Raw genomic sequence first — 18,010 nt, 5'->3', positions numbered from 1 at the left:
CAGCGTCTAGTTGAATAAGTTCAGGCCTAGCAGTGCTAGCACGGCGAGTAAACCTTTGTCGCGGATGGCGCTTTTGATTTTGTCTTCTTCCTCTCTGACCACGACTTCCAAGTCTTCAGCCGACATCAGCTTGGGGTCATTGCCTGCGACGATAATGCGTGTGCGGGCACGATCGATGGCCTTATTTCGAATATAGCTTCGATATTTGCGCGGCACGGCGCTGACGTACGGGATCGGCTTCATTGATTTAACTATAACGGCATTTTTCATGTTGAATCCACCTCATTTCAATCCGGGTCGACAGACATAGTATGCCGCACGAATCTGGCGGAATCATGGTAATGACTTAAATATCGACATTGTAGGGCGATTTGTTATAGGTCGAGCCACGGAACTTTGTTAGAATTCGCGACCTAAGTTAACAGTCTATGTGCGTCCGATTTCGGGAATTACAATACATAGCCTCGGCAAACCACTCCACTCACTATCCAGCTATGAGTTCAAGACCAGATCGAATGGCGGAAGTTTCGCGCGATACCAGCGAAACAAAAATCGCCATAAAATTGAATCTCGATGGAACCGGCAAAACCCGTTTCAAAACCGGCGTGCCCTTTTTGGAGCACATGATGGACCAGATCGGCCGTCATGGGCTGATTGATCTCGACATTGCGTGTCAGGGCGATTTGCACATTGATGATCATCACACTGTTGAAGATATTGGCATTACGTTGGGTCAGGCAGTTCATCAGGCGATTGGCGATAAACAAGGGATCCGACGTTACGGCCATGCCTATGTGCCGTTGGATGAAGCATTGAGTCGTGTCGTGGTGGATTTTTCTGGTCGTCCGACCTTAATGCACCGTGTGGATTACCGACGTGCACGGATCGGCGGTTTTGACGTGGATCTGTTTGATGAATTTTTTCATGGTTTCGTCAACCATGCCCGCATGACTGTCCACATTGACAATATTCGTGGTAAGAACGCACACCACATTGCCGAAACGATTTTTAAAGCGTTTGGTCGTGCTTTGCGTATGGCGCTGGAGTACGACGAACGCGCTGAGAACGTGATCCCGTCCACTAAAGGCAGTTTGTAGTACCCATCATGCACATTGCAATCGTTGATCTGGGGGTAGGTAATCTGCGCTCGGTGCATCAGGCATTGATTACAGTAGCGCCCAATGCTCAGGTTGAGATTACGCACGACCCTTCGGTGGTGGGGCGTGCCGATCGTGTTGTATTGCCGGGCCAAGGTGCGATAGAAACCTGGTTCGAATCATTGCGTCTCCATAATCTTGAGGCAGCGATTCGTGAGGCCGCAACACAAAAGCCCTTATTTGGCATCTGTGTGGGCATGCAAGCCATGTTCGATCACAGTGAGGAAGATGGCGGCATTGATGGTTTAGGTTTGTTTGCTGGACGAGTTCGCCACTTTAACCAATTTCACACACCCAAAATTGGCTTCAAAGTGCCGCAGATGGGTTGGAACCAAGTCAAGCAGACTCAAGACCACCCTATGTGGCACGGTATCGCAGATCAACGGCATTTTTACTTTTTGCACAGCTATTGCGCCAATGTGCCAAGCCATGATGCGGATTACGTTCAGGGTTTGGCGGATTACGGACATGAATACGTGGCGGCGGTCGGTGCCGGTAATGTATTTGCGGTCCAGTTTCACCCTGAGAAGAGCCACGACGATGGTCTTCAACTGTTAACCAATTTTACCCAATGGAATCCACACGCTTAAGGGTCACGTTTAATGTTACTTATTCCAGCAATCGATATTAAAGAAGGCAAGTGCGTACGCTTGCGTCAGGGTCTGATGGAAGACTCTACCGTATTTAGCGACAGCCCGCTTGCGATGGCCGAAAAATGGGTCGAGTTAGGCGCGCGACGACTGCACTTGGTTGATCTGGACGGTGCGTTTGCCGGCAAACCAGCCAATGCTGGAGTGATTAATCAGATTGCCAAAGCGTTTCCTGAGGTGCCGATTCAAATTGGTGGTGGCATTCGTGACGAATCAACCATTCAGGCGTATCTTGATGTTGGCGTTCAATACGCGATTATAGGCACGCGTGCAGCGCAAGAGCCCGAGTTTATCGCCCAAATTGGTGCTAAGTATGGCCCCAATCTAATTATCGGCTTGGATGCGAAAAACGGGATCGTGGCGATTGATGGATGGGCGACAATGACAGAGCATAATGTGGTTGATCTGGCCAAACAATTCGAAGCGGACGGCGTGCAAGCGATTGTCTATACCGACATTGAACGTGACGGCATGATGCAGGGCGTCAACCTCGCTGCGACCCAAGCCTTAGCGGAGTCGGTGTCGATTCCGATTATCGCCTCGGGTGGTGTGACGAATTTAGATGACTTGGTGGCGCTGCAAAAAATTGAGTTGTCTGGGGTTAGCGGTGTGATTACGGGGCGTGCAATTTATGAAGGCTCACTCGACTTCGCAGCCGGTCAGGCATACCTTGACTCCTGTGCCAGTTAATACTTTGTTTATTTGTTAGAATTTCGATGCCGCTCGCCAAACGCATAATCCCCTGCCTTGATGTAGACAACGGTCGCGTTGTCAAAGGTGTCAATTTTGTTGGTATTCGCGATGCCGGTGACCCGGTCGAAGTCGCCAAGCGCTACAATCAACAAGGCGCGGATGAAATTACCTTTTTAGACATCACGGCCACATCCAGCAATCGCGATACGATTTTGCATGTCGTGGAAGATGTGGCGAGTGAGGTCTTTATTCCATTGACGGTCGGCGGTGGTGTGCGGGAGCTCAAAGACGTGCATCGATTACTCAATGCCGGAGCGGATAAAATTGCGGTCAATAGCACGGCCGTGTTCAAGCCTGAGTTTGTGCGTGAGGCCAGCAAACACTTTGGTTCTCAGTGCATTGTGGTGGCCATCGACGCCAAGCAAACCGCGTGGATAGAGCGTGGTGATGTGGCTGATCGTTGGGAGATTTTTACGCATGGTGGACGCAAACCAACTGGGATTGACGCCGTTGCCTGGGCGATAAAAATGACCGAATTGGGGGCTGGTGAGATCCTGCTTACCAGTATGGACGGCGATGGCACCAAAGCAGGTTATGACCTCAAATTGACCCGTGCGGTGAGTGAATCTGTGTCAATACCGGTAATCGCGTCAGGCGGCGTTGGTACACTAACGCATTTGGTGGAAGGCATTACTTTAGGTGGTGCAGATGCGGTTTTAGCCGCCAGTATTTTTCACTTCGGTGAGTACACCGTTCCCGAAGCCAAGGCCGCTATGCGCGCTGCCGGCATCGAAGTGCGTTTATAATGAACCCGAGAATAGCGTCATGTCAGATTGGTTAACTGCAGTAAAGTGGAATGAACAAGGCCTCGTGCCAGCTATTGCACAAGATTATAATTCCGGCCGAATTTTGATGGTGGCCTGGATGAATCACGATGCGTTGCAGGAAACTGCGGACTCTGGGCGAGCTGTATATTTTTCGCGCTCGAGGCAACGTTTATGGCGCAAAGGAGAGGAATCCGGAAATTATCAAGTGGTGCATGAGCTGCGCTTGGATTGCGACGCGGATGTGATTCAACTTCAGGTTGAGCAACGTGGTGGCATTGCGTGTCATACCGGGCGTGAAAGTTGCTTTTACCGCGTTTTCAAGGACGGCGACTGGCAAACCGTGGAGCCAATCCTTAAAGACCCAGCAGAGATATATGGTGGATAAAACGGAATCGAATGATATGTTGGCGGCCTTGCATGAGGTACTCTTGCAACGGCGGGATGCAGACCCGAGCTCTTCTTATGCCGCGTCACTGTACAGTAAGGGTTTAGATGCTATTCTTAAAAAGATTGGCGAAGAAGCCACTGAAACAGTGATGGCAGCGAAAGATGGTGATCCTAAAAAGGTAGTGTACGAGGTCGCGGACCTCTGGTTTCACACCATGCTATTGTTAGTGCAACAAGGCGAGTCGCCACAGTCCGTGATCGACGAGCTGGCACGTAGAATGGGCACCAGTGGTATAGATGAGAAAAACGCTCGCAATCAGAACAAATAGTTAATCGCGTATGTGTCGACATACGCTGGATACAGAGGAATAAATCATGGGATTAGGTGGAATTTCAATTTGGCAGTTATTGATCGTGTTGGTCATTGTGGCGCTAATTTTTGGTACCAAGAAGCTACGCGGCGTGGGCAGTGATCTTGGTGGTGCGGTCAAAGGCTTTAAGAAGGCCTTGGATGACGACGCCGAAAAAAAAGAAGAAACCGTTGACGAAACTGACAAGTCGGACGCCGAGACCAAGTAAGTTGCCGCAATGTTAGATATCGGTTTCTTTGAGCTGTTGGTTGTCGCGTTTGTGCTGATCATCGTGATGGGCCCTGAGCGCCTGCCGGAAGTAGCGCAGAAAGCAGCTTTCTTTATTCGCAAAGCGCGACAAGGCATGTATCGCCTACGCAGCGAAATGCAGTCAGAAATCGAAGGCACACCATTTGAAGATCTGGAAAACGCCAAGCGCGAGATGGCGGACTTCAAAAACGATATCCGCCAGTTCGGTCGAGACCTCGCCGATTCCGCCGAAAAACCAAGCAAGCCAGATGATGCTGGCAGTTCAAGCCAATCCGAATCTTGAGCTGAGCTACTTTGATTTAGCCACTTTCGACCACGACACGTTTATCGCCCCGACCACACCATGACCGATCCAGTACAGCAAAATAAGGAATCGTTCGTCTCTCATTTGGTTGAGTTACGCAACCGGTTGCTGTGGGCATCGGGTGCGGTATTGGTGGTATTTATATGCTTAGTACCCTTTGCCAGTACGATTTATTCTTGGTTCGCGGAACCGTTGTTACGCAGTCTGCCCGACGGTGGCAATATGATTGCCGTTGATCCGCATGGCACCTTTTTTATTCCATTCAAACTGGCGTTTGCCGCCTCGTTCGCAATTTGCGTGCCTTGGGTGTTGTATCAAATCTGGGCCTTTGTGGCCCCGGGTTTGTATCGGAATGAAAAACGGATTGTTCTGCCGCTCATTGTGTCCTCAACGGTGTTGTTTTATCTCGGTGTTTTATTTGCGTATTTTGTGGTGTTTCCACTTATTTTCGAATTCTTCGCCAAGATGACGCCAGAAGGCGTCGCCTTGACGCCGGATATCGGCTCGTACATGAGTTTTGCTCTGAGTTTGTTTTTTGCATTCGGCATTGCGTTTGAAGTGCCGGTCGCTATTGTGCTGTTGACTCGAATGGGTGTTATCTCTGCCGAAGGCGTGGCCAAGCAACGCCCATACTTTATTCTCGGCGCATTCGTTATTGGTATGCTGATGACCCCGCCCGACCCATTCTCACAAGTCATGCTGGCCGTGCCAGTGTGTTTGTTATTTGAAATTGGATTGTTGTTTGCTCGTCGGCTGGAGAAGCGCCAAGCCGAGACAGCATCCGAAGAAGCGTAATTAAAGGTAAGTACATGTCCGCAACGGTTATCGACGGTAAGAAGATCGCACAGGAAATTCGTAATGAGGCCAAAGCTGAAGCTGCAGCGTTGGTCGAGGCAGGCGTACAGCCTTGTCTGGTTGTGGTGTTGGTTGGCGCAGACCCGGCATCCAAAGCCTATGTGGGCAGCAAAGTGAAAGCGTGTGAGGAAACCGGCATTAAATCGATCAAAATCGAGATGCCCGCCACCGCGTCCGAACAAGATTTGATGACTGAAATTGATCGCTTGAATTCAGACGCCAGCGTGCACGGGATTCTAGTGCAGCTGCCGCTGCCAATGCAGATGGACGAAGATCGCGTGACTGAGCGTATTGATCCAGCGAAAGACGTCGACGGTTTTCACCCAGAAAATGTCGGTAAGTTGAGCATTGGTATCGACTGCCTAACGCCGTGTACACCGTCCGGTATTCCAGAACTGATTACGCGCAGCGGCATCGCCATGTCGGGCAAGCATGCTGTCGTTATCGGGCGCAGTAATATTGTTGGTAAACCGATGATGAACATTCTGGTGCAGAAGGGCGAAAAAGCCAATTGCACCGTTACCTGTTGCCACAGTGGTACGCAGGACTTAAAACAATTTACTCAGCAAGCGGATATCTTAATCGCTGCGATTGGGGTACCGGAGTTCGTTACCGCTGACATGGTTAAACCCGGTGCCACGGTGATCGACGTTGGAATTAATCGCGTGGATGACACCAGCGCCGCACGCGGCTATCGTCTGGTCGGCGATGTCGACTATGCTTCGGTTGCGCCCGTTGCAGGTGCAATCACACCCGTCCCGGGTGGAGTCGGTCCAATGACCGTGGCGATGTTAATGAAAAACACCACCAAAGCCGCGCGTATGATTCACGGCTTAGCGTCACGTTAAGTCGCGAGTTTGAGCTAAGCGGTGATCTCCGTTAGCGCTGAAATCAACATCGCCATCTCTTGGTCGGTACCAATTGAAATGCGCAAATAGTCTTTCAAGCGTGGTCGATCAAAATAACGCACGATAATATTGCGTGCACGCAGCGCCTGAAACATCGACTTGGCGCTGTGCTTAGGGTGTGTGGTAAACACGAAATTGGCGGCGGATGGTAAGACTTCGAACCCCAGCGACTCCAGTCCTTTGATTGACTCTGCTCGTGTTTGTATCACTTTATCACGTGTTTGTTGAAAGTACGCGTCATCCTCGAACGCAGCTTTGGCGCCAGCCAATGCCAGCGCGCTCAAAGCATACGGATGAAAGCTATTTTTTACGCGTTCCATGCCACTGATAAGCCCGGGATCGCCAACCGCGAAACCGACACGAAGCCCAGCAAGTCCGCGCGACTTAGAGAGCGTTTGAATAACCAATAGGTTAGGGAATTCTCGCACGAGCGCGGTGGCGCTTTCACCGCCAAAGTCGACATACGCTTCGTCGACCACCACCACCGAATAGCGGTTACGTTCAAGCAGCCCACGAATTACGCTCAGACCAACATTGATCCCGGTTGGGGCGTTGGGGTTGGCGAAAATGATGCCACCGTTGTCTTGGTAGTAATCATCCAGGTCCACGGTGAAGTCGGTACGCAACGGAATTTCTTGATACGTAATATCAAACAAGCCGCAGTAGACCGGATAAAAACTGTAAGTAATGTCGGGAAACAGCAACGGTTTTGGGTGTTTCAATAATGCACGAAAGGCGTGTGCCAGCACTTCGTCCGAGCTGTTGCCCACACACACCCAGTCAGGTTGCACACTGTAATACTGCGCGATTTGCGACTTGAGCACGCTGGCACTTGGGTCGGGGTATTTGCGCAAATCATGACTGGTCGCTTGCTGAATCGCGGCCAACACACGAGGGGAAGGTCCATAGGGGTTTTCGTTGGTGTTAAGCTTGATTAAGTTGTTCAGCTTGGGCTGTTCGCCGGGCACATACGGAGTGAGTTCGTGCACGATTTCCGACCAGTATTGACTCATGATTTTCAGCAAGAAAGGGGTTATTCAGCGTGCGTTAATACTAGCACTGGTAATGTGTGCCTGTGCAGACAAATTAGCGCTGGTCGAGGCGCACCTAATATGGGTAGACTATGATTCGGCTGGTATAGTTTGTCGCATCCGCTACTTACATGAATTTTCCCACGTTAAGAGGGCAATATGAAAAAATTTAAACTGTCATCGATTATCAGTGCAGGTGTGTTGGTTGCCGGATTCGCGGTGTCCATGACCGCATCCGTCGCCAACGCTCAGAGCAACTACCGTTCCAACAATGCCTATGTCACCATCTACGAGGACTGTGATTTTCGCGGCAATAGCCGAAACGTTGATGTTGGTGAATACCGCAGCCTGAAAACACTGCGTTTTGCCAATGACCGTATGTCGTCTATCAAAGTGCCACCAGGTCTCAGCGTGACTATTTTTGAGCATGACAATTATGGTGGTGCGTATGCCACAGTCGATCGCGACATTGCCTGTTTTGACCGCAACTGGAATGATCAGGTGAGTTCAATGCGTGTGACTTACGATCAACGTGATACACGCCCGGTTGGTGAACGAGACCGTCGTGGTTATGGTCCACGCGCTGGTAATGATGATCGCGGTAAGCCGGTACGTCGCAACGAGCAGCCACGTCAGACGCAACAACCAAACAATAATCAGAATCGCACGATCCGTAATGAGTGTTTTACTTTCCGTGCCTATACGGATGGCGGAAATGGCGGGCTGCGTTTTCACGGCAAAGAAGACTATTATCGGTTTGACCGTAAGCCTGCCAGTGCACGTATCTGCCACAATGGTGCACTGACCATGGAGATCAACAAAACCGAACGCGCAACTGGCGTCACGATTGAAATCGATGGTAACCGCTATCGCTTCGCGCCAAATGAGAAAGAAGACGAGCTGAAGAACAACTGGTACCGAAAGTACGTTCGTTTACGCGTCGGTCGCTAAGGTTCGAATCTCAAAACCGTTTTAACCAGGCCCCACAGTAATCATGCTGCGGGGCCTTTTAGTATTGGCTTGGTAAAGCAAAAAAAGTGTAAAAAGCGCGGTGTCGAACTTGAATTCTGGCACACGGCCACCACACATTAGTCTATGCCTTTCTTCATACTTGTCTTCCTGTTTATCCTGATGCCGATTTTGGAGATCAGCCTGCTGATTCGCGTTGCTGGTCACATCGGTATTTTGAATACGGCCGCCTTTGCCCTGTTCACAGCCGTATTAGGGGCTTACCTCGTTAAGCAGCAAGGGATTGCCACACTGGCAAAATTACAGCAAGAAGCGAATGCCGGTCGGGTACCTGCACGGCAGATTGTTGAAGGTGTCGCGTTGTTGATCGCAGGTGCCGTGTTACTGACGCCAGGTTTTATTACCGACGCGATCGGTTTCGCGCTTCTGATTCCGCCGGTGCGTATGGCATTGATTAACGTTGTTGCTCAGAAAGTTTTTGCCAACGGTCAAGTCGTTTACAGCTACACCAGTTATCAAGACACAACAAATCAGGACACGAGACAACAAGGCTCACGCAGCGTTAATGGCACTGTCATTGACGGTGAATACACTGATGCGCCTGACGAGGAAAAATAATCTAGGTCAAAGGGTTGACTTTGACTAACTCGTCCATATTATTAGCACTCCCAAGGGGTGAGTGCTAAATTGAGCAAACCCCGCTTATCTAACACTTACATATTGCAAACATAATTTTGGAGGCAAAACGAATGGCTATTCGTCCACTTCATGACCGCGTTCTTGTTCGTCGTAACGAAGAAGAGGCTACGTCAGCCGGCGGTATCATCTTGACTGATTCAGCGAAAGAAAAACCAGTCCAAGGCGAAGTGATCGCCGCGGGCAATGGAAAAATTCTAGACAACGGCGAAGTGCGTCCGTTGGACGTTAAAGTTGGCGACAAAGTGCTGTTTGGTAAATACGCTGGCACCGAAGTCAAAGTTGATGGTGAAGAGTTGCTGGTGATGCGTGAAGACGACATCGTTGGCGTGGTTGAGTAATTACTCCCCTTCCCCATTCTTGGTCTTAATGACCCCTAGTTTTAAATTGAACAAATAAGTAGAGGAATTTGAAATGTCAGCAAAAGACGTAAAATTCGGAGATGACGCACGTACCAAGATCTTGGCAGGCGTTAACATTTTGGCCGATGCGGTCAAAGTTACCTTAGGCCCAAAAGGCCGCAACGTTGTATTGGACAAGTCGTTCGGTGCACCAACCGTGACTAAAGACGGTGTATCTGTGGCCAAAGAAATCGAGTTGGAAGACAACTTCGAGAACATGGGTGCGCAGTTGGTGAAAGAAGTGGCTTCTAAAACCAACGACGTTGCGGGTGACGGCACAACCACTGCGACTGTACTAGCGCAAGCAATGGTTAAAGAAGGTTTGAAAGCGGTTGCCGCTGGCATGAACCCTATGGACCTAAAGCGTGGTATCGACAAAGCCGTTGTGGCAGCAGTAGAAGAACTGAAAAATTTGTCGAAGCCTTGCGAAGACGCCAAAGAAATCGCACAAGTTGGTACCGTTTCTGCAAACTCAGATGAGTCAGTCGGTAACATCATTGCCGAAGCTATGGACAAAGTGGGTAAAGAAGGTGTGATCACCGTTGAAGAAGGTCAAAGCCTTGAAAACGAACTGGACGTCGTCGAAGGTATGCAGTTCGACCGTGGTTACCTGTCTCCATACTTTGCTAATAAGCAAGAGACAATGGTGGCTGATTTAGAAAATCCATTCGTTCTGCTGCACGATAAGAAAATTTCCAACATCCGTGATCTGTTGCCAACACTGGAAGCTGTTGCCAAATCTGGCCGTCCACTGTTGATCATCGCTGAAGACGTAGAAGGCGAAGCCTTGGCGACCCTGGTTGTGAATAACATCCGTGGCATCGTGAAAGTATGCGCGGTTAAAGCACCAGGTTTCGGTGATCGTCGTAAAGCTATGCTGGAAGACATCGCGATCCTGACTGGCGGTCGTGTGATCTCTGAAGAAGTGGGCATGAGCTTGGAAGGCGTAACCTTGGAAGACTTAGGTTCTGCTAAGCGTGTTCAAGTTTCTAAAGAGAACAGCACCATCATCGATGGTATGGGTGACGCAAAGCAAATCGAAGAGCGCGTAAACCAAATTCGTGCGCAAATCGAAGAGTCGACGTCAGATTACGACAAAGAGAAGATGCAAGAGCGTGTGGCTAAATTGGCTGGCGGCGTTGCATTGATCAAAGTGGGTGCTGCGACTGAAGTCGAAATGAAAGAAAAGAAAGCTCGTGTAGAAGATGCATTGCATGCAACACGTGCAGCAGTTGAAGAAGGCGTGGTACCTGGCGGCGGTGTTGCTCTGGTTCGCACATTGGATGCGGTTGCTAAAGTTAAAGGCGACAACGCAGACCAAGAAGCGGGAATCAAAGCGATCCTGAAAGCCATCGAAGCGCCGCTGCGTCAAATCGTTGCGAACGGTGGCGACGACGCGTCTGTTGTGCTGAACGAAGTTCGCAACAACAAAGGTACTTACGGTTATAACGCAGGTACTGGTGAGTACGGCGACATGATCGAGATGGGTATTCTTGACCCAACTAAAGTAACGCGTACGGCACTGCAACACGCGGCGTCTATCGCCAGCATGATCATTACGACGGAAGCCATGATCACAGACGTGCCAAAAGACGAAGCTGCACCAGCAATGCCTGATATGGGCGGCATGGGCGGTATGGGCGGTATGATGTAAGAGCGATTGCTCGAACCATCTCGCACTTCGCGAACAAAAAACCCGGCATCTTTTGGTGCCGGGTTTTTTTATGCGTGATTCAAACGACTCTAACGTTGAAACGCTTTAAACGCGTGAAACTCCCATTTACGAATTGCCAGCACCATGCTGGTACCATGGCGCGTACCAAACGGTTGTTTGCTGTCATCGCTGCTTAGTTCGTCGTAGAGTTCGCCGACATTGTCAATGCGGTCGATTAACTGCAAAATCGATTTTTCTGACAAATCGCCAATTTTTACCACCCGTGTGGCGTGATCACCGCTAAACGAACCACTCAAAAAACGGTCCTGAGCTTCACGCCGAAAAAATTGCTCAATCGGTCCATTTCGATGCCAAGTGAAATTGCTCGACACCAGTAGTTTGATTTTGTTTTCTGGCAACAGATCAATCATTTTCATACGGTCTAATTGTGCCAGACACCGGATGCACTCCGGCTCGGACAAATTGTAGCGCTTTAAAATGTCGTGAATGCTCCACTGATTGACCACACAGTACGCCACGAGTAACAACGGCGCGTCAGACACTAAGAGTTTTTCATGCTCCAGCGACAACTGCTCCATCCTCGGTGTACGTGCTTCATAACGTCGCACCAGATCGGAGATCTCCACACCCAAAATTTCACAGATTAGATCCAGCCGTTTTAAGCTGAAATTTTTACTCGAGAACATGTGCTTGACGGTCGATTCCGACAACGACAAGCGCTCCGCAAGCTCACGGTAATTTATGCCTTGGGCCCGTAGTTCATGTTTTAACACATCGATAATTTGAGAGGAGCGCGCCATGGCATCGACCGATTAATTAATAGAAGGGATTGATTATAAGGCGAAGAAGCCGCTAGTATGAAGTTGACAGCAGTCAACAAAATTGTAATCAGCTAGGAAAGGCGAGCGCTGCCTAACAGATGAGTAGACTGTTTCCATTTGGGTGGGACTAAAAAATTCAAGGAAACTATGATTCGAACCATCGTCGAGCGCTTGAGTAGACAGAGAATAATCAAGCGCAACATTAGTGTGAATGGGCAACCGGTGCCCCTTTTTCTTTCGCCGGATGCACAACTCAAGTATCTGAAACTGGGCAAGGGTGCATTTGACCAAGACCTGATTAATATTGCGCAGACGTATGTGACGACGTCGAGCATTGTGTGGGATATTGGCGCAAATGTCGGTGTATTCACGTTTTCTGCGGCGTCCATTGCGACCAAGGGAATGGTTGTCGCAATGGAGCCCGACTTATGGTTAACCAGTTTGCTCCGAAGGACAGCAGCGCTACCACACCATACCAACACGAATATCGCCATTGTTCCCGCAGCGGCCTCAAACAGTAATGCAGTCGCTGAATTTCTAGTCGCTGCACGCGGGCGTGCGAGCAATGCGCTGCGCGAAGTCGGTGGCAGGTCGACCATGGGGGCACACGAGAAAAACAGTTTGTACCAACACTCAAGTTGGATACTTTGTTGTCTTCATTCCCTGCACCTGATTTTGTGAAAATGGACGTCGAAGGCGCCGAGCTGTTGGCATTGCAAGGTGCGACCAAACTCGTGCGTGATATTCGTCCAATATTTTATGTTGAGGTTGGCAGCGACGTGGCTGATGAAATACTCAAATTGTTCTCCAGTCACGCGTATGTTGCCCTCGACGAGCAAGGGCAGGTATTACAAGACAAGTGCACCAACAATACCTTTTTCATCCCCAAAGAGTCGGACAAATTGCGCGGTTGATTCGCTCATCCGGTTTGCATGCCAAGGTGGCTCAGAAAACCCCCTGATTAGGTGATACTCAGCGCGTCAGGCGTGTTTTAAGCTATGCCACTGCGAGAGCGAGAATCACAAACAAGGTTGAAACTGGATATAAAAAGATGAAAAAACACCACGCACTATTCACATTAGTATTAAGTCTGCACGGGGTTGGAGTGGCACACGCGGGCGACGCCTGTGATAAATCGTCGCCGGAGCAAATGGCGGCCCATTTTGGTGTTGCGGCTGATCAAGTACAGGAAGAAATGTTATACCAGCGACGAGCCACATCGCATTGTAGTTGGCGAGTGGCTGAGCAAGATGGCGTATCGGTGTCGGTGAGTTACCGCATTAACGGGCAGCCTAAGAACGTGACCGATCCAGACTTCTTTAATAAGCGTCTGGCTCAAATGATCAGCGATGGCCATGAAGTCGGTAACAAAACACTAAGCTATACCGCTCAATCACTGGGTGGCAAACAAGGTGCGTTGAGTGAAGACAAGTCAACCTACACCACAGAAATGAGTTTTGTTTGGATCACCGACAATGGCACGATGGACGCCGTGTCCTTAGCGTATACCGGAGCACCGGGAAGCAAAGCGCCAACTTCTGAAACACTCGGCGAATTAGTGTCAAAGCTCGCAAATTAAGTAACCAACGATCTCGTACCAGCGGCTATCCATAATCGCTGGTGGCGCAGCGTAGTGATGGCGCCTGTGAAGCAGGAATGCTTGTCTGGCGTCACTCAAATTCAATCTCATCGGCAATAAAGATAAATGAGGTTATTTCTATGCGAATAACGCGCTACCTATTGCTCATAACCCTGTGCAGCTTTATTCAAGAAGCGGGGGCAGCCACGCTTACGGCCACATCGTTTGACGGTCCAGGGTGCAATTTGATTGAGGCGGTAACGGCCACCGAGAACGACACGGCGGGGACGGGACCATGCGCTGGGTCTGTCACCGGTGTGTTTGGCGATGACACGATTTTACTAACCTCGTCTCAGCCCTACGTTGCTTCGACCCTGCATGCAGCGCCAGACCTTTCACTCCCCGTGATTAGAGATAATTTGACCGTCATCGGAGATGGCGCCATCAAGACCATCACGCGTGATGTATCTGCACCAAACCTACGCTTGTTTTTATTGGTGTCTGGAGCGCGGTTGACGCTTAAGAACATTAAGTTCAGCAACTTTAAAGTCCGAGATGATACGTTCTCGCAGGGCGCGGTGGTGCGCGGCCAAGGAGACTTGATCGTCACGCTTGAAGACACAGTATTTGAAGGAAACAGTGCCGATATTTCAGGTGGCGCGATCAATTTGTTTGGATCAGCCAGTGACCAAGTAGCAAAGTTGAGTGTGGATCGCTCAGCGTTTGTCGGAAATAGCGCATTGAGTTCGCCGGTGGTTCCCAGGGTAACGCTTGGTGCCGCAATCGAGATACAAAACTACTTTGAACTGGTCATCCGCAACTCCACATTCTCTGCTAATGAGGCGGATGGCTGCGGAGCAATCGCGTGGAATGGCAATAGTAACTTTGTTGAATTGGTAAACAACACGTTTTCTGGTAACACCGCCAAAACGTTAGCAGGGGCAATTTGTGGAACATCGCGCGACGGAAACGGCAAGGTCTGGATCGCAAATAACATCATTGCAGGAAACATCAGCACCGGAGCTGCGCGTAGCGATGTGTATTTTTCCTACTCCCTTCTAGATGACGTCGTCGTGGTAAACAACAATCTACTAGGTGACGCAACAAGTAATGTGATTAATGGCTATAACTCGTTATTCCCAATCGTTGACAGTGTAGACGGAAATATTCTTGGATACTCAGACGCTGCTACACCGCTGGCATTAGATGAGATAATTCAACCCTTAACCGAACAACAGGGTATGCCGTTTCATCCAGTACCAAGAACCAGTCCAGCAGTCGATACAGGTACACTCGGAACATACATTCCTGGCGACGTTTTTAGCGTTTGGCATGCCGGGTGTCGAGGCACGTCTAAAACGTTGATACCCAGTTTCGATCTTCATCCAGATCAACTCAATCAACCCCGCCCAGTGGGCTCTGCCTGCGACATTGGCGCAATCGAATACCGCGATGAAAGCAGTTGTTATGTCGTGAAAACCAGCGGCGAAAAAGTTGTGGCCTTCTGTCTGTAAACAGACGCTAAAAACTGAACCTCAACTCACTGCTAAGTTAGACAAACTGTTCAGCTTATCAGTGAGCAGGCTATAAAGTGGGCAACTTTAACGTCACCAAGCGCACACTTTGCCACTTTTGATATGAAACAATGCAAAGTAAATCAAGGGCTTAGATCGTCTATTGAGAATGTTATTGCGCACTGCTAGGATTGATATTGCGCACGTACACTTTCACACCAAGGGAGAAAAAGGGAATGAGGAAAACCTGTTTTAAAACAAAGAGGTACAAAAGGTTTTGAAATATCAATTCGGACGTAAACGAGCGCGCTCAATATTAAGCTGTTAGGTATATTCTTATGAGATTGGTATTTCAATTTTTAGTTGTCGTGCTCATATGCGGATGCGCCCATACCAAGGATAGAAGTAAAGTAGACCTAAATCAGGTAAGAACCGCACTAGTGCTTTATGTCTTGAATACAGGATTTGACTCACTTGGTAAGGCGGATCATCTCTTTTTATCTCTTGATGGATCTGACCCGTCGAAAGAACTCGTTGAAGAGCTAAGAGAAAGTGGTGTAAATATTCACCCAGTATCGAAATCTAAATATGATGATACATATGGAACTGTGGCACATATTTCAAAACTCGGTTCGGCGGCCATTATTCAGATTAGAGGCATAAAAATAATTAGTCAGAGAAAAGTAAAGGTAGATTGGGGTCATTACAAAGGCAATGTAAACGCTAGTGGTAGTACAGCAACAGCCAGAATGAAAAATGGAAGGTGGTTGGTAACTAAAAGTAGAATGAAATGGATATCCTAGTAAAAAACCTAACAAGTCTCAAAACGAAAACCGCCTTCGGCTCGGACGCGTTTTCAACGCGCCCGTTTGAGAGGCGTTATGTGTAAAGGATACCGATGAGCGAAGAAGATTTTTCTATAAGCCCAGATGTCTTCGTGCAGGAATTTAAGGAGCTGAAAGATTCATTAGTCGAAGAGTACTTCTCCAGTGAATCAGATATATCCAGAATTAAGCGGCTTGAGAAAGCAGGGTTTACGCCATTTCAAATTAGTGTAGCAAAGTCTATTGTTGATGAAGCATTGACAGATGCGCTATACACGATCTTACTAGGTCTTGATGGCTGTGCTTCGATAAGTCAGCATCAAATAACCTACAAGCTATTTGATGAGGCTTCAAACGAAATAACTGGCGAAATAGAATCGATAGCATGGGAAAAATTTCATGGTGAAAACACATAACAAGCACATCAAAAATCGCCCACAAAAAGCGTGGGCTGGACTCGCTAACGCTCGCCTTTTATGTGGGCTTTATAACTACTTAGAGAGTTGAATGAAATCAAATTTACTCACTAGCATTTTGTCTGGGCTTATATTTCCTTTCTTCTGTTTTGTTTTCATTGATTTTGCCCCAATGAATATTTATGAAAACGACGTCCTTGTTAATGAAGCAAGTCAGTCAACGGAGCTCTTAGCATTCATTGAATTTTATGGCGTAGGTAACTCTCTATTAATATATTCTAAAATTGCATTGGTCATATTCTTATTTGCGCTTTTAGTGTGTGTTTTAAATCAATATATTAAGTCAAGAATTGAAACAGAGTTATAACAAGCTTCCAAAGTTCACTCCACCAGCAAGCTGGCTCCGCGGGACGCGCTTGTCAGCGCGCCCCTTGGCAAGGCGTTATGCATATTTAGAGCAGAGGTAAAACGATAATGACCAGTGCTAATTGGATTCAGTACTTAACTGCAGTAGGGAGCATTGCAACACCTATACTAGTTTTACTTCTTTCAGCTTTAGGATGGAGATTCAAAAGGCAGTTCGAGAGACAAATCGAACTAGAAAATAAACTCCGTGACGACAGAATTGATATCTACAATAAACTTCTGGAGCCTTTTATTATCCTATTCATGTCTGATACTGCATGGGAGTCAGATAAAAAGACTAAAAATTTAGATAAAGGGGATTACGCGGCCAAAAAAATGTTGTCCCTTGAGTACCGAAGAATTGCCTTTAAAATGTCTTTAACTGGCTCAGATGGAGTTGTTTTTGCTTACAACAATTTGATGCAGTACTTTTACAACAGCGAAGAGCAAAAGAAAGAAGGTCAGCTCAAAGCTCAAATGGAGTTGCTTGGTAAATTTCTACTAGAGATCAGAAAAAGTATGGGTAATGAAGCCACAGAGCTAGACAACTGGGATATGTGTGAATGGTGGATGTCTGATTTAAGTAAAATCAAAAATGGCGAAATAAACTAATGCATAACAAGTTTGCGAAATCTGCTTCGTTCGTTTCACTCACTGCGCGGGACTCGTTTTTAACGCGCCCCTTGCAAAGGCGTTATATTTATTAAGTTGAGGTTTATATGAAATTAGAGGATTTGAACCTCGCTGATCGCGCAATAAAAATCATCCAAAAAACCAGATTTGACAAGTCACAGATACCTATCGCAATCCGAGCAGGTTTTAAGTGTGAATATTGTGATAAGGATTTACTGGAATCGATTGACGCATATGATTCATGGCAAATAGATCATATTGTTCCTGATGGAAACAATGATTTTGATAACTTAGCTTTAACATGTAAGTTATGCAATTTCACTAAAAGGCACAGCGCAAAAGACGAGTTAGCCCTCTGTACCAGCAGAGAAGAAAAAATTGACCTAGCTAAATCCCTTATAGCAAAACGGAAAATTAAAAAAGAGGAAACTTTAGCTCTTGTTCAAGAGCTAAAAAATTTAACCCGAGAGTTCACTATTTAAGAAAAATATAACAAGAGATTATGATCTCAGCTCAAGTATTCTGGCCATTTTTGCGTTCCAGTAAGTCCTCGTTTTCATCATCGAGCTGAAGGTAATCTGGTAAGGCCTGAGTTTACCCGACACTTTTCATAGTAAATAATGTAACTTAACTATGAGAGGTAAA

25 protein-coding genes are annotated in these 18,010 nt (G+C 48.0%); 22 read left to right on the top strand and 3 right to left on the bottom strand.

Features of this window, described 5'->3' with window-relative positions; genetic code table 11:
- Window positions 1-6: 6 nt before the first annotated feature.
- On the bottom strand, window positions 7-270 hold the full coding sequence (locus IE055_RS11830; RefSeq protein WP_229794267.1) for a hypothetical protein: 264 nt from the start codon (window positions 268-270) through the stop codon (window positions 7-9).
- Between the two features lie 224 nt (window positions 271-494).
- Between IE055_RS11830 and hisB the strand changes: the two genes are divergently transcribed.
- Genes hisB through IE055_RS11780 form a run of 10 tightly spaced genes read left to right on the top strand, consistent with a single transcriptional unit; the run spans window position 495 to window position 6,341 of the window.
- Window positions 495-1,097: an imidazoleglycerol-phosphate dehydratase HisB gene (hisB, locus tag IE055_RS11825; RefSeq protein ID WP_189401305.1), complete on the top strand. Its 603-nt coding sequence runs from the start codon at window positions 495-497 to the stop codon at window positions 1,095-1,097.
- Window positions 1,098-1,105: 8 nt separating this feature from the next.
- The gene (gene hisH / locus IE055_RS11820; RefSeq protein ID WP_229794266.1) at window positions 1,106-1,747 is read left to right on the top strand and encodes an imidazole glycerol phosphate synthase subunit HisH; all 642 of its coding nucleotides are present in this window, start codon (window positions 1,106-1,108) and stop codon (window positions 1,745-1,747) included.
- Between the two features lie 12 nt (window positions 1,748-1,759).
- Window positions 1,760-2,497 (top strand): 1-(5-phosphoribosyl)-5-[(5-phosphoribosylamino)methylideneamino]imidazole-4-carboxamide isomerase, encoded by a 738-nt coding sequence (gene hisA / locus IE055_RS11815; RefSeq protein WP_189401303.1) that lies wholly within the window; start codon window positions 1,760-1,762, stop codon window positions 2,495-2,497.
- Between the two features lie 26 nt (window positions 2,498-2,523).
- The gene (gene hisF, locus IE055_RS11810) at window positions 2,524-3,306 is read left to right on the top strand and encodes an imidazole glycerol phosphate synthase subunit HisF (protein ID WP_189401301.1); all 783 of its coding nucleotides are present in this window, start codon (window positions 2,524-2,526) and stop codon (window positions 3,304-3,306) included.
- A 19-nt stretch (window positions 3,307-3,325) separates the two neighbouring features.
- Window positions 3,326-3,712: a phosphoribosyl-AMP cyclohydrolase gene (gene hisI, locus IE055_RS11805; protein ID WP_189401298.1), complete on the top strand. Its 387-nt coding sequence runs from the start codon at window positions 3,326-3,328 to the stop codon at window positions 3,710-3,712.
- Window positions 3,702-4,043 carry a phosphoribosyl-ATP diphosphatase gene (locus IE055_RS11800; protein ID WP_189401295.1) on the top strand — a complete coding sequence of 114 codons (342 nt, stop codon included), beginning with the start codon at window positions 3,702-3,704 and terminating at the stop codon, window positions 4,041-4,043. Before hisI ends, IE055_RS11800 begins: the two co-directional genes overlap by 11 nt.
- A gap of 46 nt (window positions 4,044-4,089) precedes the next feature.
- Window positions 4,090-4,293, top strand: a complete 204-nt coding sequence (gene tatA, locus IE055_RS11795; protein ID WP_189401292.1) for a Sec-independent protein translocase subunit TatA — start codon at window positions 4,090-4,092, stop codon at window positions 4,291-4,293.
- Window positions 4,294-4,302: 9 nt separating this feature from the next.
- Complete coding sequence (gene tatB, locus IE055_RS11790) at window positions 4,303-4,617, top strand: Sec-independent protein translocase protein TatB (protein ID WP_189401289.1); 315 nt, start codon at window positions 4,303-4,305, stop codon at window positions 4,615-4,617.
- Window positions 4,618-4,677: 60 nt separating this feature from the next.
- Window positions 4,678-5,433, top strand: coding sequence for a twin-arginine translocase subunit TatC (gene tatC, locus IE055_RS11785; RefSeq protein ID WP_189401286.1), 756 nt, complete (start codon window positions 4,678-4,680; stop codon window positions 5,431-5,433).
- 14 nt (window positions 5,434-5,447) lie between these two features.
- The gene (locus tag IE055_RS11780) at window positions 5,448-6,341 is read left to right on the top strand and encodes a bifunctional 5,10-methylenetetrahydrofolate dehydrogenase/5,10-methenyltetrahydrofolate cyclohydrolase (RefSeq protein WP_189401283.1); all 894 of its coding nucleotides are present in this window, start codon (window positions 5,448-5,450) and stop codon (window positions 6,339-6,341) included.
- A 14-nt stretch (window positions 6,342-6,355) separates the two neighbouring features.
- Here IE055_RS11780 and hisC read toward each other — a convergent pair whose 3' ends face one another.
- Window positions 6,356-7,414: a histidinol-phosphate transaminase gene (gene hisC, locus IE055_RS11775; RefSeq protein WP_189401279.1), complete on the bottom strand. Its 1,059-nt coding sequence runs from the start codon at window positions 7,412-7,414 to the stop codon at window positions 6,356-6,358.
- A 177-nt stretch (window positions 7,415-7,591) separates the two neighbouring features.
- Between hisC and IE055_RS11770 the strand changes: the two genes are divergently transcribed.
- The 4 genes from IE055_RS11770 (at window position 7,592) to groL (ending at window position 11,152) form a co-directional block, all read left to right on the top strand.
- Window positions 7,592-8,383 carry a beta/gamma crystallin family protein gene (locus tag IE055_RS11770; RefSeq protein ID WP_189401275.1) on the top strand — a complete coding sequence of 264 codons (792 nt, stop codon included), beginning with the start codon at window positions 7,592-7,594 and terminating at the stop codon, window positions 8,381-8,383.
- 144 nt (window positions 8,384-8,527) lie between these two features.
- Window positions 8,528-9,019, top strand: coding sequence for an FxsA family protein (locus IE055_RS11765; protein ID WP_189401272.1), 492 nt, complete (start codon window positions 8,528-8,530; stop codon window positions 9,017-9,019).
- Window positions 9,020-9,150: 131 nt separating this feature from the next.
- A complete protein-coding gene (groES, locus tag IE055_RS11760) occupies window positions 9,151-9,438 on the top strand; it encodes a co-chaperone GroES (protein ID WP_189401269.1) in 288 nt (95 codons plus the stop codon).
- Between the two features lie 73 nt (window positions 9,439-9,511).
- Window positions 9,512-11,152: a chaperonin GroEL gene (gene groL / locus IE055_RS11755; protein ID WP_189401266.1), complete on the top strand. Its 1,641-nt coding sequence runs from the start codon at window positions 9,512-9,514 to the stop codon at window positions 11,150-11,152.
- Window positions 11,153-11,241: 89 nt separating this feature from the next.
- On the opposite strand, the gene IE055_RS11750 is transcribed toward groL, so the two are convergent.
- Window positions 11,242-11,973 (bottom strand): helix-turn-helix domain-containing protein, encoded by a 732-nt coding sequence (locus IE055_RS11750; protein WP_189401263.1) that lies wholly within the window; start codon window positions 11,971-11,973, stop codon window positions 11,242-11,244.
- A gap of 168 nt (window positions 11,974-12,141) precedes the next feature.
- Between IE055_RS11750 and IE055_RS17865 the strand changes: the two genes are divergently transcribed.
- The 8 genes from IE055_RS17865 to IE055_RS11715 all read left to right on the top strand — a co-directional run bounded on the left by IE055_RS17865 (window position 12,142) and on the right by IE055_RS11715 (window position 17,847).
- The gene (locus tag IE055_RS17865) at window positions 12,142-12,675 is read left to right on the top strand and encodes an FkbM family methyltransferase (RefSeq protein ID WP_373299206.1); all 534 of its coding nucleotides are present in this window, start codon (window positions 12,142-12,144) and stop codon (window positions 12,673-12,675) included.
- Window positions 12,633-12,908, top strand: a complete 276-nt coding sequence (locus tag IE055_RS11745; protein ID WP_373299205.1) for an FkbM family methyltransferase — start codon at window positions 12,633-12,635, stop codon at window positions 12,906-12,908. Before IE055_RS17865 ends, IE055_RS11745 begins: the two co-directional genes overlap by 43 nt.
- A gap of 137 nt (window positions 12,909-13,045) precedes the next feature.
- Entirely contained in the window at window positions 13,046-13,573 is a 528-nt protein-coding gene (locus tag IE055_RS11740; protein WP_189401260.1) for a hypothetical protein, read from the top strand.
- A 140-nt stretch (window positions 13,574-13,713) separates the two neighbouring features.
- On the top strand, window positions 13,714-15,087 hold the full coding sequence (locus tag IE055_RS11735; RefSeq protein ID WP_189401257.1) for a hypothetical protein: 1,374 nt from the start codon (window positions 13,714-13,716) through the stop codon (window positions 15,085-15,087).
- Between the two features lie 338 nt (window positions 15,088-15,425).
- Window positions 15,426-15,890, top strand: a complete 465-nt coding sequence (locus tag IE055_RS11730; protein WP_189401254.1) for a hypothetical protein — start codon at window positions 15,426-15,428, stop codon at window positions 15,888-15,890.
- Between the two features lie 95 nt (window positions 15,891-15,985).
- The gene (locus tag IE055_RS11725; RefSeq protein WP_189401252.1) at window positions 15,986-16,327 is read left to right on the top strand and encodes a hypothetical protein; all 342 of its coding nucleotides are present in this window, start codon (window positions 15,986-15,988) and stop codon (window positions 16,325-16,327) included.
- A gap of 474 nt (window positions 16,328-16,801) precedes the next feature.
- Window positions 16,802-17,344 (top strand): hypothetical protein, encoded by a 543-nt coding sequence (locus IE055_RS11720; RefSeq protein ID WP_189401250.1) that lies wholly within the window; start codon window positions 16,802-16,804, stop codon window positions 17,342-17,344.
- Window positions 17,345-17,451: 107 nt separating this feature from the next.
- Window positions 17,452-17,847 (top strand): HNH endonuclease, encoded by a 396-nt coding sequence (locus IE055_RS11715; RefSeq protein WP_189401246.1) that lies wholly within the window; start codon window positions 17,452-17,454, stop codon window positions 17,845-17,847.
- The last annotated feature ends 163 nt before the right edge of the window (window positions 17,848-18,010 follow it).

It is taken from the genome of Arenicella chitinivorans (genome assembly GCF_014651515.1).
Classification (GTDB): domain Bacteria; phylum Pseudomonadota; class Gammaproteobacteria; order Arenicellales; family Arenicellaceae; genus Arenicella; species Arenicella chitinivorans.
The sequence above is the reverse complement of the archived record's forward strand: the minus strand, read 5'-3'. Positions and strand labels throughout refer to the sequence as shown.

What these genes read in the sequence shown, in the direction of transcription:
- IE055_RS11830 (WP_229794267.1), bottom strand. Translation starts at nt 270, where the DNA reads ATGAAAAATGCCGTTATAGTTAAATCAATGAAGCCGATCCCGTACGTC.
- hisB (WP_189401305.1), top strand. Translation starts at nt 495, where the DNA reads ATGAGTTCAAGACCAGATCGAATGGCGGAAGTTTCGCGCGATACCAGC.
- hisH (WP_229794266.1), top strand. Translation starts at nt 1,106, where the DNA reads ATGCACATTGCAATCGTTGATCTGGGGGTAGGTAATCTGCGCTCGGTG.
- hisA (WP_189401303.1), top strand. Translation starts at nt 1,760, where the DNA reads ATGTTACTTATTCCAGCAATCGATATTAAAGAAGGCAAGTGCGTACGC.
- hisF (WP_189401301.1), top strand. Translation starts at nt 2,524, where the DNA reads ATGCCGCTCGCCAAACGCATAATCCCCTGCCTTGATGTAGACAACGGT.
- hisI (WP_189401298.1), top strand. Translation starts at nt 3,326, where the DNA reads ATGTCAGATTGGTTAACTGCAGTAAAGTGGAATGAACAAGGCCTCGTG.
- IE055_RS11800 (WP_189401295.1), top strand. Translation starts at nt 3,702, where the DNA reads ATGGTGGATAAAACGGAATCGAATGATATGTTGGCGGCCTTGCATGAG.
- tatA (WP_189401292.1), top strand. Translation starts at nt 4,090, where the DNA reads ATGGGATTAGGTGGAATTTCAATTTGGCAGTTATTGATCGTGTTGGTC.
- tatB (WP_189401289.1), top strand. Translation starts at nt 4,303, where the DNA reads ATGTTAGATATCGGTTTCTTTGAGCTGTTGGTTGTCGCGTTTGTGCTG.
- tatC (WP_189401286.1), top strand. Translation starts at nt 4,678, where the DNA reads ATGACCGATCCAGTACAGCAAAATAAGGAATCGTTCGTCTCTCATTTG.
- IE055_RS11780 (WP_189401283.1), top strand. Translation starts at nt 5,448, where the DNA reads ATGTCCGCAACGGTTATCGACGGTAAGAAGATCGCACAGGAAATTCGT.
- hisC (WP_189401279.1), bottom strand. Translation starts at nt 7,414, where the DNA reads ATGAGTCAATACTGGTCGGAAATCGTGCACGAACTCACTCCGTATGTG.
- IE055_RS11770 (WP_189401275.1), top strand. Translation starts at nt 7,592, where the DNA reads ATGAAAAAATTTAAACTGTCATCGATTATCAGTGCAGGTGTGTTGGTT.
- IE055_RS11765 (WP_189401272.1), top strand. Translation starts at nt 8,528, where the DNA reads ATGCCTTTCTTCATACTTGTCTTCCTGTTTATCCTGATGCCGATTTTG.
- groES (WP_189401269.1), top strand. Translation starts at nt 9,151, where the DNA reads ATGGCTATTCGTCCACTTCATGACCGCGTTCTTGTTCGTCGTAACGAA.
- groL (WP_189401266.1), top strand. Translation starts at nt 9,512, where the DNA reads ATGTCAGCAAAAGACGTAAAATTCGGAGATGACGCACGTACCAAGATC.
- IE055_RS11750 (WP_189401263.1), bottom strand. Translation starts at nt 11,973, where the DNA reads ATGGCGCGCTCCTCTCAAATTATCGATGTGTTAAAACATGAACTACGG.
- IE055_RS17865 (WP_373299206.1), top strand. Translation starts at nt 12,142, where the DNA reads ATGATTCGAACCATCGTCGAGCGCTTGAGTAGACAGAGAATAATCAAG.
- IE055_RS11740 (WP_189401260.1), top strand. Translation starts at nt 13,046, where the DNA reads ATGAAAAAACACCACGCACTATTCACATTAGTATTAAGTCTGCACGGG.
- IE055_RS11735 (WP_189401257.1), top strand. Translation starts at nt 13,714, where the DNA reads ATGCGAATAACGCGCTACCTATTGCTCATAACCCTGTGCAGCTTTATT.
- IE055_RS11730 (WP_189401254.1), top strand. Translation starts at nt 15,426, where the DNA reads ATGAGATTGGTATTTCAATTTTTAGTTGTCGTGCTCATATGCGGATGC.
- IE055_RS11725 (WP_189401252.1), top strand. Translation starts at nt 15,986, where the DNA reads ATGAGCGAAGAAGATTTTTCTATAAGCCCAGATGTCTTCGTGCAGGAA.
- IE055_RS11720 (WP_189401250.1), top strand. Translation starts at nt 16,802, where the DNA reads ATGACCAGTGCTAATTGGATTCAGTACTTAACTGCAGTAGGGAGCATT.
- IE055_RS11715 (WP_189401246.1), top strand. Translation starts at nt 17,452, where the DNA reads ATGAAATTAGAGGATTTGAACCTCGCTGATCGCGCAATAAAAATCATC.